This window comes from Paenibacillus sp. UNC499MF, assembly GCF_900107975.1.
Taxonomy (GTDB): Bacteria; Bacillota; Bacilli; order Paenibacillales; family NBRC-103111; genus Paenibacillus_F.
In genome coordinates, this window is sequence record NZ_FNVF01000005.1 from 58,643 (window position 1) to 74,447 (window position 15,805).

The following is a 15,805-nucleotide window of genomic DNA, read 5'->3' on the forward strand; positions in this document are numbered from 1 at the left end:
TCTAGTAAAGCTGCGTCTTATCGCGGGACTCCGTTCTTTACTATGTATATGAGAGATGGAGGACGGCATGACTGCATTTTCGCATTTATACGTTCAAGTCGGCAAGAAGCTTACGGAAATCTTCCGGATAAGGGGCATCGACGGCCAGATTCTCGCCGGTAACCGGGTGACGGAGCACCAGGCGTGCGCCGTGCAGCGCCTGCCTTCCGAAAGCGCTCATCCGTCCGCCGTACAGCGAATCCCCGAGCAGCGGATGGCCGATGTGGCTCATATGCACGCGGATCTGGTGCGTCCGCCCGGTTTCCAGCCGGAGCTCCAGCAGTGCCGCGTCTCTGAAGCTCTCTACCGTGCGGTAATGAGTCACCGCCGCGTCCCCTCCGGGAGATACACGGCGGCGCGCCCGGTGATGACGGTCTTTGCCGATCGGGGCCGAAACCGTTCCCGCCGGAGGTACCGGCCGGCCGCCGCAGACGGCCGCATAAATGCGCCCGATCCCCTTCTCCCGCATCGCTTCATCGAGCAGAAGATGCGGCAGCTCATACTTCGCGTACAGCACGGCACCGCTCGTATCCTGATCCAGCCGGTGGATGTGGCGGACACCGCAGCTCTGTCCCGTGGATTCGTAATAGCCGGCCACCGCGTTCGCTAGTGTCCCTCCCTGCCCCGGTTCCGACGGATGAACCGCCATCCCCGCGGGTTTGTTGACGACAAGCAGATAATCGTCTTCAAACAATACCTGCAGATCGGTCCATTCTCCCGGCACGGATGAAGGCTCGTCAGGGAATACCTTCAGCAGGACTTTCTTCCCCTGGCGCCGGATTCCGTCTTCGCGCTCCAGCCTGCGCCACAGCTTGAGCGGAACCGGCAGTATGGCGTGGACCTCTTCCCACGTACACGTATCGCCCGGGAGGGTCAGCTCAATCCATTCCCCTTTTCTTCTGCCCGTCACGATAGCGCCCTCCCTTCCGCAGCCTGACTGCCATGGCGGCAAGCAGCACGACAAATACGAATACGATAAAAATCAAATCAATCGGAAAATCAAAAAAATAATACCGTTTCATGCCAATAAACAGCTCCGTTCGTCATCGAAAGTCTTCCCCATTTTATCATCTCCGCCTTTTAAAAGAAAACAAGCTCCGCGCGAAGCGGTACGCCCTTTCCCTGAACGGCATCGGCCGGCTTTCCGGCATTGGCCCGCCACAAGGCAGAAAACGAGAGCTGCCCCAGCTGTGGTTGACCACCTTCATGTGACGCCGAGCGCTGCGTGCTGGGAGCTTCGCGCGATGCGGAAAAACGGCTGATCTCTCGGGACGGAACCCGATGCAAGCACAAACACCGCTCCTTGCGTCCGCACTGATACGCACAAAATTCCCCGGTCCTGACAGACCGGGGATTCATCATACAGCAGGAAAATCCGAGCAAAACAGCCGGCTAACGCCTACAGCCGTTTCAAAGCTTCGCGATTCACCTCAATCGTCGCTTCGATGTCTTCATCCGTATGAGCGGCCGAAACGAACATACCCTCGAACTGGGAAGGAGCTACCGAGACACCCAGATCCAGCAGATGGCCGAAATAACGGTTGAAAACCGACAGATCAGACGTTTTGGCCGTCTCGTAATTGACGACCTTCTGCTCCGTGAAGAACGGGCACACCATGGACCCGACGCGGTTCAGCGTGCTCGCTACGCCGGTTTCCTTGGCGTTGGCCAGGAATCCTTCCGCCAGCCGGGCCGACTTACGTTCAAGATCCTCATATACGCCCGGCTGTCCAAGCAGCTTAAGGGTCGTATAACCCGCCGCCATCGCGAGCGGATTTCCGGACAGCGTACCCGCCTGATAGATGGGACCGCTTGGCGCAATCTGCTCCATGATGTCTTTGCGTCCGCCATAAGCGCCAACGGGAAGCCCGCCGCCGATGACTTTGCCGAGACAGGTGAGATCCGGCGTCACACCGAATAACCCTTGCGCACAGTTCAGATGAACACGGAAGCCCGTCATCACTTCGTCGAAAATGAGCAGAGCCCCGAATTTGGAAGTCACTTCGCGCAGCCCTTCCAGGAACCCTGGCAAAGGAGGCACGACACCCATGTTGCCCGCAATCGGTTCGACGATGATGGCGGCGATATCCTCGCCGAATTTTTCGAACACCAGCTTGACGGTCTCCAAATCGTTATAAGGCACCGTCAACGTGTTTTGGGCGACCGATTCCGGCACGCCCGGGCTGTCCGGCAGGCCCAGTGTCGCTACGCCCGAGCCCGCTTTGATCAGGAGCGCATCGGCATGACCGTGGTAGCTTCCCTCGAATTTCAGAATCTTGTTGCGCTTGGTGAAACCGCGGGCCAGCCGCAGTGCGCTCATCGTCGCTTCCGTACCGGAATTCACCATCCGTACGATATCGATGGAAGGTACGCGCTCGGCGACCAGCTTGGCCATTTCTGTCTCGATCAGCGTGGGCGCTCCGAAGCTCGTTCCTTTTTCCGCCGTCGATTTGACGGCTTCGATCACTTCGGGATGGGCATGTCCGAGAATGAGAGGGCCCCAGGAACCGATATAGTCGATATATTCGTTGCCATCAATGTCATATACCCGCGAGCCGCTTGCGCGCTCCATGTACATCGGAGTCAGACCGACCGATTTAAATGCGCGGACCGGGCTGTTCACCCCTCCGGGGATCACTTTCTTGGCTTCGGCAAAAGCAGCCGCGGACTTCGTATCGTTGCGTTTGTGATTCAGTTCCATTATTGCCGGATACCTCCTGGTTTCAGTCATCAATAAGCTCAACCGGGCCGCTCGGACAGACGAATGCGGTAAAACCGCCAACCACCGCCGTCCTCTGCCGCCCGCTTGACTAAAGCCGGAACGCTTCAACGAACAAAGACGGCCCGGCTTCTGCTTGTCAGTATTTTCTATTATACACGCTTCCGCGCGTGATTGCTGTAAGAGGTACATGACGTTCGCTATCACCGCGCGCGTTACCTGTGAGCATAGTCAGCTTCTTGCTTCATTTCGGCAAGCGGCGGCTCGTTGCGGTGCGGAGCGTTGTACTTGGTCTTGTACTTGGTCTTGTACTTGCTCTTGTACTTGCTCTTGTACTTGCTCTTGTACTTGCTCTTGTACTTGCTCTTGTACTTGCTCTTGTACTTGCTCTTGTACTTGCTCTTGTACTCGTATCGCGCCCTTAAGCATCCCGTGAAGAACCACTGCCCGGGATTTATCCATCGCATCAGCTTTCACGTTTGCTGTTGCGGCACTGGCGGCGACTCCGGCGACGGCCCTGGTTCTGCGCTAGACCTTCGCAGCCGCCTTCACGCCATCTGCCGAAGCCTCCCCAGCCGCTCCTCCGCCAGCTCCGCCCGTCAAGCGCTCGACCGCTTCGAACGCCGCTTCCCGTCCCTGACGGATGCAGTCCGGCAGACCGACGCCGTGGAAGCCCGCGCCCGTCACGTACACGCCCGGCATACGCTCGGCAAGATCGCTCCGCAGCTCCCGGACATGATCCAGATGACCGACCGGATACTGCGGCATCGACCGGTACAGGCGGGTCACTTCGTAGAACAGAGGCTCCGCCGTGATGCCCATCAGCTCCGCAACGTCCTTGCGGACTTTAGCCACGATTTCTTCGTCTGTGAGATGAACCCAGTCTTCCTCGCCCGAGCGCCCCACATAGCAGCGGAGCAGTACGTGTCCTTCCGGCGCTGTGTGAAGCCACTTCGTGGACGTCCAGGTACATGCCGTAATCGAGCGCCCTTCGGATCTCGGGATCAGGAAACCCGATCCGTCGAATTTGACGTTCGCGTCTTTCTCCCGGTAAGCGATGACTACGTTCGCCACCGATACGTAATTGATCGCCTTCAGCTTGTCGACAGTCGGGTGATCGCCCAGCAGCTCCGCGGAATGATACGTCGGCAGGGTCAAAATGACGCTGTCGGCCGTCTCCCGCTGTCCGCCTTCGTACCCGAGCTCGTAGCGCTCCCCTTCCTTGCGCAGTTCCGTTACTTTCGTGCCCGTCCGAATCGCAATTCCTTCCTCCCGCAGCACTTCCTCCAGACGCTCAACCAGCGTCTGCAGGCCGTTCTTGTAGGTCAGGAAGACGGAATTGCGGCCGGGTGCCGGCAAGTTCAAAGCCTCCTGCTGGGATTTCTTCCGATTCGACATCATGCCGTAGATCAGACTGCGGTACTTCTGCTCCATTTCGCCGAACTGCGGAAAAGTCGACTGCAGACTGAGCGCATACGTATCGCCGGCATAAATGCCCGCCAGAAGCGGTTCGACGATCTGATCCAGCACTTCTTTGCCCAGCCTCCGGTGAAGGAAATGGCCGAGAGATTCGTCCTTGTCGTCTTCCTTCTTGGGCAGCACCAGATCCATCAGCGCCCGCGCCTTGCCTTTTGCAGAAACGAGACCCGTTCTCATAAACGGTTCTATATCCGTCGGAATGCCCAGCACGAGTCCCGCAGGCATCGGATGCAGAGTGCCGTCCCGCAAAATATACGTCTTCTTCGCCTCCGGATTCGTACCGGTGAGCTCCCCTTCCAGTCCGAGCTCGCGGCTCAGTTCAATGATCGGAAGCTTCCGGGCCAGGAAAGAATCCGGCCCCTTCTCGATGACGAATCCCTCTTTACGCAGGGTATGGATTCTGCCGCCAAGCTTTTCCGTTCCTTCAACCAGGGTAACATCAGCCGCACATCCGGCCTCCTTCAACCGCTTCTGCACGTAATAAGCGGCGGTCAATCCGGTGATGCCTCCGCCGACAACAATTACTTTACGGGCCTCGTTCATAGGGCTACTTCCTTTCCGCCCGGACCGCATCTTAAGGCCGTCCGGATTATAAAATCGCAAAGAGGCGCATCCGAATGTCTGCGCTCTCTTATCGTCACATTTAAACTTGCTTCGTCAATTCGCCGTACTGCTTCCATACGGCATCGCTGAGCGTCTGCATATACAACGGGTCCGTATTAAGCGAATCCGTACGTTCCAGGTGCAAGCCGATTTCCTTGGCAAGCTGCTGCGCCTCGATGTCCAGATCGTACAGTACTTCCAGGTGATCCGATACGAATCCGATCGGACACACGAGTACGCGCTTCTCGCCCTCCTGAGCGAGAGTTCGCAGTACATCCAGAATGTCCGGGCCAAGCCAAGGTGTTGCCGTTTGGCCCGCGCTCTGCCACGCAAACTGCCAGTTCTCGATGCCGGCTTTCTCTGCGATCGCCCGCGACGTTTCTAGCAGCTGCTCCGGGTAAGGATCGCCCAGCTCCAAAATCTTCTCCGGCAGACTGTGCGCCGAGAACAGGACACGGACGGAGGAGCGGTTCTCCTCTCCGAACTTGTCCAGCGCGCGCTCCACCCGCTCGGTAAGAGCTTGAAGCAGCTTCGGATGAAGATGGTAGCTGTCGACAAACGTCATGGAAATGCCATGCTCGGCCGCTTTTTCGCGTGCGCGTTTGTTATAGCTGCCGATGCTCATCGTCGAATAGTGGGGGGCGAGAACAATACCCACGCCTTCCGTGATTCCGCTTTGAGCCATTTGCTCAATACCGTCTTCGATAAAGGGATAAGCGTGCTTCAAGCCCTGAAAACAGACGAATTCCACCTCGTCATGCTCGGAAGCCAGTGCACTTTGCAGACCCGCTACCTGATTATCCGTATTTTCCCGCAGTGGAAAAACACCTCCAACAATCGCTTCATAACGGCTTGTCAGCTCATGCAGCTGTTCGGGACTCGGCTTGTTGCCGCGCCGGATATGCGTGTAATAGGCTTCGATATCCTCCATGCTCTGGGGCGTGCCGTAAGACATCACCAGTACGCCGACTTTCTTCCTGCTCATGCTCAGACCCCCTTGCCCGTGTTCCGCCCGGCCAGCGCCTCGGCGGAATACGCATGTATAAAATCAGTGAGTTCCTTCAATTTATCCAGCGACGCTTCCGGGAACAGGCCGTGACCCAGGTTGAAAATGAAACCCGGCTCCGTGATCCCCTGGTCGATGATGCGCTTCGCGTGCTCCTGGATGACCGGCATCGGCGCCGTAAGCACGTAAGGATCGAGATTTCCCTGGACGGCAAAGCGTCCTCCGGTTCTTCTCCGTCCTTCCGGAATGGAGACGCGCCAATCGAGACCGATTACGTCTGCCTGAAGGTCTCCAAGCAGAGGAAGCAGTTCGCCCGAGCTCACACCCGGGAAGTAGATCTTCGGCTGTTCCAGATCCCCGAGCTCGCGGAAAATCCGCTGGATCGTAGGCAGGACGAACACCCGGAAATCTTCCGGTGCAAGCGCGCCGACCCAGGAGTCGAAAAGCTGGACCGCTTTCGCGCCCGCCTCGATATGAGCCCGCAAATATGTAATGACCATGTCTCCGAGCTTATCCATCAGCGCGTGCCAGACTTCCGGACTTCCGTACATGAGTTCTTTTGTGCGAATATAGCTTTTTGAAGGACGGCCTTCTATCAAATAACTTGCGATGGTGAAAGGCGCTCCGGCGAACGTAATGAGCGGAACCGTCAGCTCGCGGTCCAAAATCCGGATCGTTTCGATGACATGGGACAAGTCGCCTTCCACGTCGATCGGTTTCAGCTTCATCACATCTTCACGGGAGCGGATCGGATTATCGATCACCGGCCCCACATTTTTTACGATATCGAATTGAATACCGAGCGACGCTACGGGATTCATAATGTCGGAATACAAAATAGCCGCATCCACGCCGAGCTTTTTTACCGGCATCAAAGTGACTTCAGCAGCCAGTTCCGGCTGTTCGCAAATTTCTAGCAGCGAGTAATTTTCTTTGATCTTGCGGTATTCGGGATCGTAGCGTCCGGCTTGACGCATATACCACACAGGCAGCCGGTCTACTTCCTGCCTGCGGCAGGCTCGAATAAAACGGTCATTATTTATCACAAGACACCTTCTCCTGACCCTGTCATGATTTGTTACCATTATGCCCTAATTATACCCCGGTCACAACCGGAACCGCGTACCGACTTCCGACAAATGTTTGACAAAGCCGCCGGCAGCGGGCTTAGCTCCGTGCTCTTACTTTCATAAAAGCGATAGTTTACCTGGGATACGGTTTCATCTATACACGGCTGTTTGAGCCGGCTCCCGCCCTATTTTACCCGGATAAAAAACACTCCGCAGTTTCCCGGCCGGGCTCCTGCGGAGAAAGATAACGGAATGTATTTTCGTTAAACGTTTTTCAACCAGCGTGCGGCATCCTTGGCATGGTAAGTCAAAATGATATCGGCTCCCGCGCGCTTAAATCCAAGCAGCGTTTCCAGCACGATTTCTTTTTCGTTGATCCAGCCGTTCTGGGCCGCAGCCTTGACCATCGAATATTCCGCGCTTACGTTGTAAGCCACGAGCGGAAGATCGAAGTTTTGCTTAAGAAGCTGCAGAATGTCCATGTACGCAAGCGCAGGCTTGACCATCAGAAAATCCGCGCCTTCCAGTACGTCGCTTTCGGCTTCGCGCAGCGCTTCCCGGGAGTTAGCCGAATCCATCTGGTACGTTTTGCGGTCCCCGAACTGCGGGGCGGAATCGACCGCTTCACGGAAAGGTCCGTAGTACGCGGAAGAGTACTTGACGGAATATGCCATGATCGGCACATGTTCCAAACCTTCCGCATCCAGCCCTGCCCGGATGGCATGCACGTAGCCGTCCATCATGTTGGACGGAGCAATAATGTCCGCCCCTGCCTTCGCCTGGGAAACGGCTGTTTTGACGAGCAGCTCCAGCGATTCGTCGTTGGCGATATCCGTGCAGCCCGTTTCCGGATTATGATGCACGACGCCGCAGTGGCCGGTATCCGTGAACTGGCACAGGCAGGTATCCGCAATAATGAGCAGGTTCGGGTTGATCTTCTTGATCAGCCGCGATGCCTGCTGGACGATACCTTCCTCATGAAAAGCCGATGTTCCTACCGCGTCTTTCGTCTCGGGAACACCGAACAGAAGAATCCCCTGGATACCCAGCTCGGAAATATCGCGGATTTCTTCTTCCAGACGATCCAGGGAAAAATGGTAAACGCCCGGCATCGACGGAATTTCGGATTTGATATTATGACCGGCCTCTACGAAAACCGGCTGAATCAGATCGTTAACGGACAACGCGTTTTCACGCACGAGATTGCGGATTGCAGCCGAACCGCGCAGACGGCGGTGGCGCACTAATGGGAAACTCATCATAACTTCCTCCTTTTAATCCATGCCGGCAGGGCAGCGGACCCTGAACCTGGGACCGGCGCTCCCGCCGCATAACGAAAAGTTTATCGGATTCAAGAGCCGGCAGGCTCTCCTGCTTTAACGGCCCGGCCTGCGGCAATGCTTTCCACAAGGGACGAAATGGTCGCTTCCTGCGGCATATAAGCCGCTGCCAGCTCGTAACCGGCCAGCGTCGCTTCGGTTTTCGGACCTATGCAGGCGATTTCCGTGTTTTTCAACAGGGATACGGGATTTTGAACTCCAAGCTTCTCAAGCGCTCCGATCAAATTCGTAACGGTCGAGGAACTGGTAAAAGTCGTAATGTGCAGCTGCCCTTCTTCCAGCAGCCGGACCACATCTTCGCCGCCTTCGACTTCGGGAACATTCTCGTAAACGTCCACCTCATTTACTTCAAGACCTAGTGAACGCAGCCCCTGTGGAAGCGCATTGCGGGCAATGTCTGCAGTAGGCAGCAGTGCGCGCTCTCCCGCGCGGACGACTTTCCCCAGTTCTGCAAGCAGTTCGTCCGCATGAAACTCCCCGGGAAGCGTCTCGACGAGCAGGCCCCGGGATTCCAGAGCTTCGGCGGTCTTAGGTCCAACTGCCGCGATCCGTACGCCGGACAGGCTGCGTATATCCAGGCGCAGCTCCCGCATACGGCGGAAGAAGAACTCCACTCCGTTCGTGCTCGTAAACACGATCCAATTGTAACTGCCGAGTCCGCGAAGAGCTTCGTCCAGCATACGCTGCGCGTCCGGGCTGCTCGGCGGCTGGAGCTTGATGACCGGAAACTCGACCGGTTCTCCTCCAAGCTCCTCGATCATCGCGACGAGCTCGCTGGCCTGACTGCGCGCCCGCGTAACGAGCACGCGTTTGCCGAACAGAGGCTTCTTTTCGAACCAAGCCAGCTTCTCCCGCAGCTTCACCACTTCGCCGATGATAATGACGGCCGGAGACTGAAAGCCCGCCTCCTTCGCTTTGGCGCTAATGTCCGCCAAGGTACCGGTCAGCGTCTGCTGCTCGGTCCAAGTGCCCCAGCGAATCAAGGCGACCGGCAGATCGGCAGGCTTCCCGTGGCGGATCAGCTCCTCGCTGATCTGCTCCAGATTCGCCACGCCCATCAGGAACACAAGTGTGCCGATCCCTTTGGCCAAATGCTCCCAATCAAGCTTCGTGTAAGTCTTGTTCGGATATTCATGCCCGGTTACGATGGCGACCGAAGAAGTGAAATCCCGGTGTGTGACGGGGATGCCTGCATAAGCGGGAACCGCTATGGCGGAAGTAATGCCGGGAATGATTTCGAACGGAACCGCATGGTCGGCCAGAAGCTCGGCTTCTTCCCCGACACGGCCGAATACGCTCGGATCGCCGCCTTTCAGACGGGTCACGACTTTGCCCTGGAGGGCCAAATCCACGAGCAGACGGTTAATGTCTTCCTGTTTCATCATATGTTTGTCCGGGAGCTTTCCCACGAATACCAGTTCCGCATCAGGCTTGCGGTGTTTGAGCAGTCTCGGACTTGCCAGCCTGTCGTAGACAATCACGTCGGCCCGCTCAATCGCCTGGAGCCCACGGACCGTAATCAACTTCGGATCGCCGGGTCCTGCACCGACTAAATAAACTTTCCCTCTCTCCACTCGCCCACTCCCTCTCAGCTGCTTCCGTCTCTGCGGGAAGGCCCGCCATTTCTTCCCCGGCGTTCCTTCTGCCGCTTCTCGATCGGAAGCTTTCCCCCGCTGCTTGCACTCGTTCCTCTATCCCTCACTGCTAATTGCTTAATCGGATGACTGAAAATGCAACCCGTGCCCGTCAAGCTCTTGCCACCGGGCCGTCCAATTCCATTCACTATGAGCCGACTAGCCGAGGCGTTTTTCGCATTGATGAATTCGTCGCTGCCGTTCGGTATTTAAACGTGAACGCCGGCTCTGCGGATAAGTTGAAACGGATCTTCCTTCTTACGGAAATCCATTCCCGCAGCCATGCTCGATTTGTAAAAGTAAGAGCGAACAGACCCATACGTCTGTTCGGTTCGGCTGCTTTCGTAAGGGTCGGCGAAATCCATGCGCTCACGAATCACCAGCAAACACCCGCCGACCCTATACGCCAAAACCTTTACCCTGACTTCTCATGTAAAGCTTCGGAGCGGCAGTATATACCTACTGTCCAAAACGCTAAAGCCATCCAGCCCTACGGCTGCTCGATCTGCCCGCTTTCGTAAGCTTCGGCCAAAATTCGGTCCGCACCGCGGGCGATCAGCTTCTCCGCGGCTTCTATGCCGAGCGCTTCCGGATCGCTGCCCCGCAGCGTCTCCTTCAGCAGCTCGGCGCCGTCCGGCGAACCGACCATCGCCGTCAGCGACAGCTCCGTGCCGCTGCCGGTACGCTCGACGGTCGCGTGAGCGCCGAGAGGCACCTGGCAGCCTCCGTTCAGTCTGCCGAGGAAACTGCGCTCGGCTCTGACTGCGAACGCCGTATCTTCATCTTGAATCTTGCCCAGCAGATTCAAGACGAACTCGTCATCCGCCCGGCATTCGATGCACAGCGCGCCCTGTCCTACGGCAGGCACGCACACTTCGGGCGGAACGTAAGCGCTGATGCGATCCTGCCAGCCGATCCGGTGCATACCGGCGGCGGCCAATACGATCGCATCGAAGCCTTCCGATTCGAGCTTGCGCAGCCTCGAATCGATATTGCCGCGGACCGGCTGGATGCGCAGGTCCGGGCGGCTGTGCTGCAGCTGGCTGGAACGCCGCAGCGAGCTCGTGCCGACGAGCGCGCCCTGGGGCAGCTCGTCCAGGGACTTCTCCCCTTTCGTGATGAGCACATCACGCGGGTCCTGGCGCTTCGGTACCGCGCCAACCATCAGCCCTTCGGGAAGCTCGAACGGCATGTCCTTCATGCTGTGTACGGCAATGTCGATTTCTTTGTCCATCATCGCCTGCTCGATTTCTTTGACGAACAGCCCTTTGCCGCCGACCTTGGACAGCGTTACATCCAGAATCCGGTCTCCTTTGGTCACGATCTTGCGAAGCTCAAACTCGCATTCGATGCCGTATTGCCGGCTCAGTTCCTTTAATTCGTCGATTACCTGATTCGTTTGAGTGAGGGCCAGTGCGCTCTGACGGGTGCCCACGACGATCGTACGCATGTGTAATTCCTCCGTTTCTACTATGAAGCCATGAAGATGTCTATTCACTGCCGGGCCCGCAGCCGGGTGCCGGCTTTAATTCCGATCCGCTTCCATCCAGGCCGCGGCGAAAGCTTCTTCCGTATTCTGCGCCCGGAGCCTGTCCAGCAGCGCGGTTTTCCAAACTTCGTATGTACCGGCGGCGATGCGTTCCAGGACACGCCAGTGGGGCAGCTCTCTGAGCAGTTCGTGCCGCAGCGGCATATCGCCGACCCGGCGGCGGGCGAGTTCTCTCAGCTCCGCCAAAAAATCCACGTAAGACTCATACTCCGGTCCGTATCTCTCCAGCAGGTCGCGGCGTATGGCCGCCGACAGAGCGGGACTCGCCCCCGACGTCGATACGGCCAGGGTCAGCTTGCCGCGCCTTACCACGGCCGGCACGACCAGGCTACCGCCGTCGGGCTTGTCCGCCACGCTGACCAGCTTTCCCGCCTCGTCGGCATCGGCTCGGACCCGCTCGTTGACCTGCGGGTTGTCCGTCGCCGCAAAAACAACGAGATATGGAGAGAGGTCCGGATATAAGGCGGCCTCCTTGCCCGGCCGGCCCTTATCCGAACCCACACTATCTTTTGTGTAAGAATGAGCTTGCTCTCCGTAGCATCCGCGGTGCCAGACGATCCGTCCGGTTTCCGCCCACTTCTCTACGGCTTCGGCGGCCGACGGGCTGATCACCGTTACGAGCGCGCCCGCTTCCAACAGGGAAGCGATTTTTCTTTCGGCTACGGCCCCGCCGCCTACAACGAGGCAGCGCTTGCCCTGAAGCCGCAGCATCGCCGGGTATTCCTTCATCCTCCGACCCCCGTCTGCTGCCAGTTATGAAACCCGGAGAGTACGTTGGAAAGAATAAAATTCAGCAGCACGATGACAAAAGCCGCCAAATTCCACTTCGCCAGCTTGGGACCCGACATGCTTAGCGAATGATGCTGGAACAGGTAAAATCCGTACGCGCACAGCACCAGCAGCGAATTGATGACTTTCGAGTCGAACAGCACGTTGACATTCTTCTCGATAAGCACCCACACAACCCCCAGTGCCAGCGCCAGCATAAGCAGAGGCGTTCCGATGACGACGCTCACATACGTGTACCGCTCGATTTTTTCCAGGGAAGGCAGCCGTTTCATCGTATTCGTCCAGCTCTTCTGCTTCAGTTTGCGGTGCAGGAACAAGTACATGCCGGAGAAAATGGCCGAGATCGTATAAGCCGCATAACTGCCGACAGCCAGTGATACGTGAATAAACAACAGCTCGTCGTTGACGTTCCAGGAATCAATCAAGGGAGAAACGTTCGAATCGCTGAAAAAATTTAAAGCCAGTACGGCAAGCCCGAATAAATTGACGAAAAAGACCACAAGTTCAATCCGGAAAAACCGGCTCATAATGAGCGATACCGTAACGAGCACCCATGAAAATAAAAACAGCGTTTCGAACATGGAGAACACCCATCGTCCCAGGTGCTCATATAAATTGTAGCCTAGATAGCCTGTCTGCAAAACCCATACAAAAGAAAGCAGCCCCGTACCCATCCGTTTCGCACTCCGATTCGCGCGCGCAACATCAGAGAAGTAAAACAGCAGGCTCAGGGCATATAAATAAATTATCGCATCGTACACAAAGCTGCGAGTGAACACGGCATTTCTCCTTCCTCTATCTCGGAGAACCGGGAATCAGGAGCGTGCAAGCGCCGGCTGCATCGTAAATCCGCCGGTCAGCTCTTCTTTGGCATGCTTCTGGGCAGCCGTCTGGACCGCTTCCGCTCTGGCTTCTTCCAAAGCTTCGGCTTGTGCCTGCTCCGCCATAAGTTCCTCTAAAGCGAACATTTTCGTAAACATTTCAAGCGCCTCGTCGCCCTTCTTCTCCGCAGCCATTTCCTTAATGGCCAGAATCGGGTCCCTCAGCATCTGATTAACAATGCTTTTGGTCAATTTCCGGATCACTTTCATCTCGCGCTCATCAAGGTCCGGCAGCTTCTTGAACAAGCTTTCCATCGTTTCCTGATGCACCAAGTTCGCTTTGGCCTGGAGAGCGTGAATAACCGGGCTCACTCCGAGCGTCTTCGTCCACTGTTCGAAAGCCGCAATCTCGGCGCCGATCATTTCCTCGATTTTGACAGCTTCTTTCTTGCGTTCCTTTAGATGGCTGTCCACGATAGCCTCCAGATCGTCAATGTCGTATAAGAAAACGTCCGGAAGATCGCTGATGTCCGGATCAAGGTCGCGCGGAACCGCAATGTCCATCATGAACAACGGACGAGACTTCCGCTTGGGCAGCACGGACTGCAGCTGCTTCTTCGTCAGCACGTAATCGCTCGATCCCGTGGACGAAATGACGATGTCCGCTTCGGCCAGCCGCTCGTAAAGCTGCGCCATCGGGTAAGCGTGGCCGTTGAACTTGCCCGCCAGCTCCAATGCCCGCTCATACGTGCGGTTCACGACGTCAACGCGTTCGGCGCCGCTCGCGTACAGGTGCTTCACCGTCAGCTCGCTCATCTTGCCCGCGCCCACGATCAAAATTTTCTTGCCCTCGTAGCTTCCGAAAATCCGTTTGCCCAGTTCCACGGCGGCATAGCTGACGGAAACCGGGTTTTCTCCGATCGAAGTCTCCGAATGAGCGCGTTTGGCCATCGTTACGGCCTGTTTAAACAACGTATTAAAAATCGTGCCCGTGGCGCCAAGACGCTGGGCTTCCAAAAACGCGTCCTTCACTTGCCCCAAAATCTGCGTTTCGCCGATAATCATCGAGTCAAGACCGCTTGCGACCCGGAACAAATGCTCAATGGCCCGGTCATGTTCATATATATACAGATGGTTATTGAATTCCGTCCGCGGAATCTCGAACCACTCTTCCATAAACTTGCGAATGTAGTGCCCGCAAATGTGTACACGATCGACCACGGCGTAGATTTCAGTACGGTTGCAAGTGGCCACGACAACACATTCCAGTATGCTTTTTGTCTGCCTCAGCTCCACGAGCGCCTGCGACAACTCTTCCTGTGTAAAAGTAAACTTCTCGCGGATCGCGACGGGAGCTGTCCGGTAATTTAATCCGACGACGACAATATGCATGGGGCACACCTACCTTTCTTTGCAGCTAACAATAATTATTATAACATAGCCGACGTTCGTGACCGACAAATATTTTGACTAAATTTTGAATGCTGCCGGCGGCCGCTATGCCTAGTGTGGTCTATGTTTCTTGTAGATATACCGATTATTGGAGCAGCTTTTTTTCAAGCAGTTCTCTTAACGCTTCATCATTTTTCGACACGGCTTCACTTTGCGAAGCAACGACGCTCCCCGAGGAGGTCATAAGCTTGCCGTAGGCCTCGTAAAGCTGCGCGTAGAGCTTGGCGGATTCCTGCAGGACTCCCTGTTCATCCGCTTTAAGAGCCCGTTCTCCGCCGATCTGCAGCCTCAGTATGTACTGCATCAGTTGAGGCAGGCTGCCCAGCGTATGCAGCTTCTCGCTACCTTCGGCAAGAACGAGCCGCTCGTGCGTATAACTGGCCGTGTACAGGGCCTGTTTAAGCGAATCCAGCTCCCGTGTATCGGCCGAACGCGCGGCGTCCTGCAAAAAACGATTCAGCAGTTCGATCTGAAACAAAGAAACTTGGAACAAAAGACGCTCCGCATCCGGCTTAGCCGGGCCTTTCGTCACATAGCCATACAAGCTGGTAAGCGGCCAGGCGATAAGCCCGGCTGCCAGCACAAACACGATGATCTTCGATTTGATCCGGCTTCGCACGGCACCTCTCTCCTTCCGGGTCGTTAGGAAGACCCGTACCATTGTATGAGAGGCCTGACAAACAAATAACCACGGAATGCGGACTCCGTGGTTATCTTACTTATATAAACGCTTATCTTGTATACTGAAACAACGAACTTACTTAGCCAATACGGCTTGCTTGATTTCCGGCGTTTCGACTTCAAACTCGCCCATTCCGCGAACCAGTTTCTTGGCATAGACCTTCTCGGGCTTAAGCAGCGAGATCATGTGGTCGATAGCCAATTGAGGATCTACCGTTTCACCGCAAGTGTAGCAATCCAGCGCGGCAAAACCTCTCTCAGGATACGTATGAATGGAAAGATGACTCTCAGACAGCAGTACTAGTACTGTGGCACCTTGTGGCTCAAATTGCTTGGACTGAACAGACATGACCGTTGCTCCACACGCTTCAGCTGCGTCTACCATTTGGGCTTGCAGCCACTCTGCATTGTTCAAAAGTTCAAAATCTACTCCCCAAGTATCTACAGCAACGTGTCTTCCGAAAGTTGAATATTCCATCTTCCGGTTCCCCCTTCCTAGGAATAAAATTGTTCTCGCATTTCATCCGCTAGGACCTACGTCATTCACTTCCCGAGGGAATAATCTCTCGCAACATTCAATGTCCTGAGTGAATCCTGGTTCCTATATTGTTTTCAACGAAATT

At 56.0% G+C, this 15,805-nt stretch carries 16 protein-coding genes; all 16 read right to left on the bottom strand.

The window, feature by feature from the left end:
• Window positions 1-85: 85 nt before the first annotated feature.
• The 16 genes from C4S74_RS12765 to speD all read right to left on the bottom strand — a co-directional run bounded on the left by C4S74_RS12765 (window position 86) and on the right by speD (window position 15,660).
• Entirely contained in the window at window positions 86-949 is an 864-nt protein-coding gene (locus C4S74_RS12765; RefSeq protein ID WP_103995709.1) for an RluA family pseudouridine synthase, read from the bottom strand.
• Window positions 918-1,061: a hypothetical protein gene (locus tag C4S74_RS26535; protein WP_181024401.1), complete on the bottom strand. Its 144-nt coding sequence runs from the start codon at window positions 1,059-1,061 to the stop codon at window positions 918-920. Before C4S74_RS26535 ends, C4S74_RS12765 begins: the two co-directional genes overlap by 32 nt.
• Window positions 1,062-1,438: 377 nt before the next feature.
• On the bottom strand, window positions 1,439-2,740 hold the full coding sequence (gene hemL, locus C4S74_RS12770) for a glutamate-1-semialdehyde 2,1-aminomutase (protein ID WP_103995710.1): 1,302 nt from the start codon (window positions 2,738-2,740) through the stop codon (window positions 1,439-1,441).
• 233 nt (window positions 2,741-2,973) lie between these two features.
• Window positions 2,974-3,225, bottom strand: a complete 252-nt coding sequence (locus tag C4S74_RS26540) for a hypothetical protein (protein WP_181024402.1) — start codon at window positions 3,223-3,225, stop codon at window positions 2,974-2,976.
• Between the two features lie 61 nt (window positions 3,226-3,286).
• Window positions 3,287-4,780 (bottom strand): protoporphyrinogen oxidase, encoded by a 1,494-nt coding sequence (hemY, locus tag C4S74_RS12780; RefSeq protein ID WP_103995711.1) that lies wholly within the window; start codon window positions 4,778-4,780, stop codon window positions 3,287-3,289.
• Window positions 4,781-4,880: 100 nt separating this feature from the next.
• The gene (hemH, locus tag C4S74_RS12785) at window positions 4,881-5,825 is read right to left on the bottom strand and encodes a ferrochelatase (protein WP_103995712.1); all 945 of its coding nucleotides are present in this window, start codon (window positions 5,823-5,825) and stop codon (window positions 4,881-4,883) included.
• 2 nt (window positions 5,826-5,827) lie between these two features.
• Entirely contained in the window at window positions 5,828-6,892 is a 1,065-nt protein-coding gene (gene hemE, locus C4S74_RS12790; protein ID WP_103995713.1) for a uroporphyrinogen decarboxylase, read from the bottom strand.
• 287 nt (window positions 6,893-7,179) lie between these two features.
• Window positions 7,180-8,175, bottom strand: coding sequence for a porphobilinogen synthase (gene hemB / locus C4S74_RS12795; RefSeq protein WP_103995714.1), 996 nt, complete (start codon window positions 8,173-8,175; stop codon window positions 7,180-7,182).
• Between the two features lie 92 nt (window positions 8,176-8,267).
• A complete protein-coding gene (gene cobA / locus C4S74_RS12800) occupies window positions 8,268-9,830 on the bottom strand; it encodes a uroporphyrinogen-III C-methyltransferase (RefSeq protein ID WP_103995715.1) in 1,563 nt (520 codons plus the stop codon).
• A gap of 269 nt (window positions 9,831-10,099) precedes the next feature.
• Window positions 10,100-10,276, bottom strand: coding sequence for a hypothetical protein (locus C4S74_RS26545; RefSeq protein WP_181024403.1), 177 nt, complete (start codon window positions 10,274-10,276; stop codon window positions 10,100-10,102).
• A gap of 104 nt (window positions 10,277-10,380) precedes the next feature.
• Entirely contained in the window at window positions 10,381-11,340 is a 960-nt protein-coding gene (gene hemC / locus C4S74_RS12805) for a hydroxymethylbilane synthase (protein WP_103995716.1), read from the bottom strand.
• A 75-nt stretch (window positions 11,341-11,415) separates the two neighbouring features.
• Entirely contained in the window at window positions 11,416-12,168 is a 753-nt protein-coding gene (locus C4S74_RS12810) for a bifunctional precorrin-2 dehydrogenase/sirohydrochlorin ferrochelatase (RefSeq protein WP_103995717.1), read from the bottom strand.
• Window positions 12,165-13,007, bottom strand: a complete 843-nt coding sequence (locus C4S74_RS12815; protein WP_103995718.1) for a cytochrome c biogenesis protein — start codon at window positions 13,005-13,007, stop codon at window positions 12,165-12,167. The genes C4S74_RS12810 and C4S74_RS12815 overlap by 4 nt, the downstream gene beginning before the upstream one ends.
• Window positions 13,008-13,043: 36 nt before the next feature.
• Entirely contained in the window at window positions 13,044-14,441 is a 1,398-nt protein-coding gene (gene hemA / locus C4S74_RS12820) for a glutamyl-tRNA reductase (protein WP_103995719.1), read from the bottom strand.
• Window positions 14,442-14,586: 145 nt separating this feature from the next.
• On the bottom strand, window positions 14,587-15,120 hold the full coding sequence (locus C4S74_RS12825; protein WP_103995720.1) for a hypothetical protein: 534 nt from the start codon (window positions 15,118-15,120) through the stop codon (window positions 14,587-14,589).
• Window positions 15,121-15,258: 138 nt separating this feature from the next.
• Window positions 15,259-15,660 (bottom strand): adenosylmethionine decarboxylase, encoded by a 402-nt coding sequence (speD, locus tag C4S74_RS12830; protein WP_016423520.1) that lies wholly within the window; start codon window positions 15,658-15,660, stop codon window positions 15,259-15,261.
• Window positions 15,661-15,805: the final 145 nt, after the last annotated feature.

Coding starts and splice junctions, on each gene's coding strand:
- C4S74_RS26535 (WP_181024401.1), bottom strand. CDS start 1,061: ATGAAACGGTATTATTTTTTTGATTTTCCGATTGATTTGATTTTTATC.
- hemL (WP_103995710.1), bottom strand. CDS start 2,740: ATGGAACTGAATCACAAACGCAACGATACGAAGTCCGCGGCTGCTTTT.
- C4S74_RS26540 (WP_181024402.1), bottom strand. CDS start 3,225: ATGCGATGGATAAATCCCGGGCAGTGGTTCTTCACGGGATGCTTAAGG.
- hemY (WP_103995711.1), bottom strand. CDS start 4,780: ATGAACGAGGCCCGTAAAGTAATTGTTGTCGGCGGAGGCATCACCGGA.
- hemH (WP_103995712.1), bottom strand. CDS start 5,825: ATGAGCAGGAAGAAAGTCGGCGTACTGGTGATGTCTTACGGCACGCCC.
- hemB (WP_103995714.1), bottom strand. CDS start 8,175: ATGAGTTTCCCATTAGTGCGCCACCGCCGTCTGCGCGGTTCGGCTGCA.
- hemC (WP_103995716.1), bottom strand. CDS start 11,340: ATGCGTACGATCGTCGTGGGCACCCGTCAGAGCGCACTGGCCCTCACT.
- C4S74_RS12810 (WP_103995717.1), bottom strand. CDS start 12,168: ATGAAGGAATACCCGGCGATGCTGCGGCTTCAGGGCAAGCGCTGCCTC.
- hemA (WP_103995719.1), bottom strand. CDS start 14,441: ATGCATATTGTCGTCGTCGGATTAAATTACCGGACAGCTCCCGTCGCG.
- speD (WP_016423520.1), bottom strand. CDS start 15,660: ATGGAATATTCAACTTTCGGAAGACACGTTGCTGTAGATACTTGGGGA.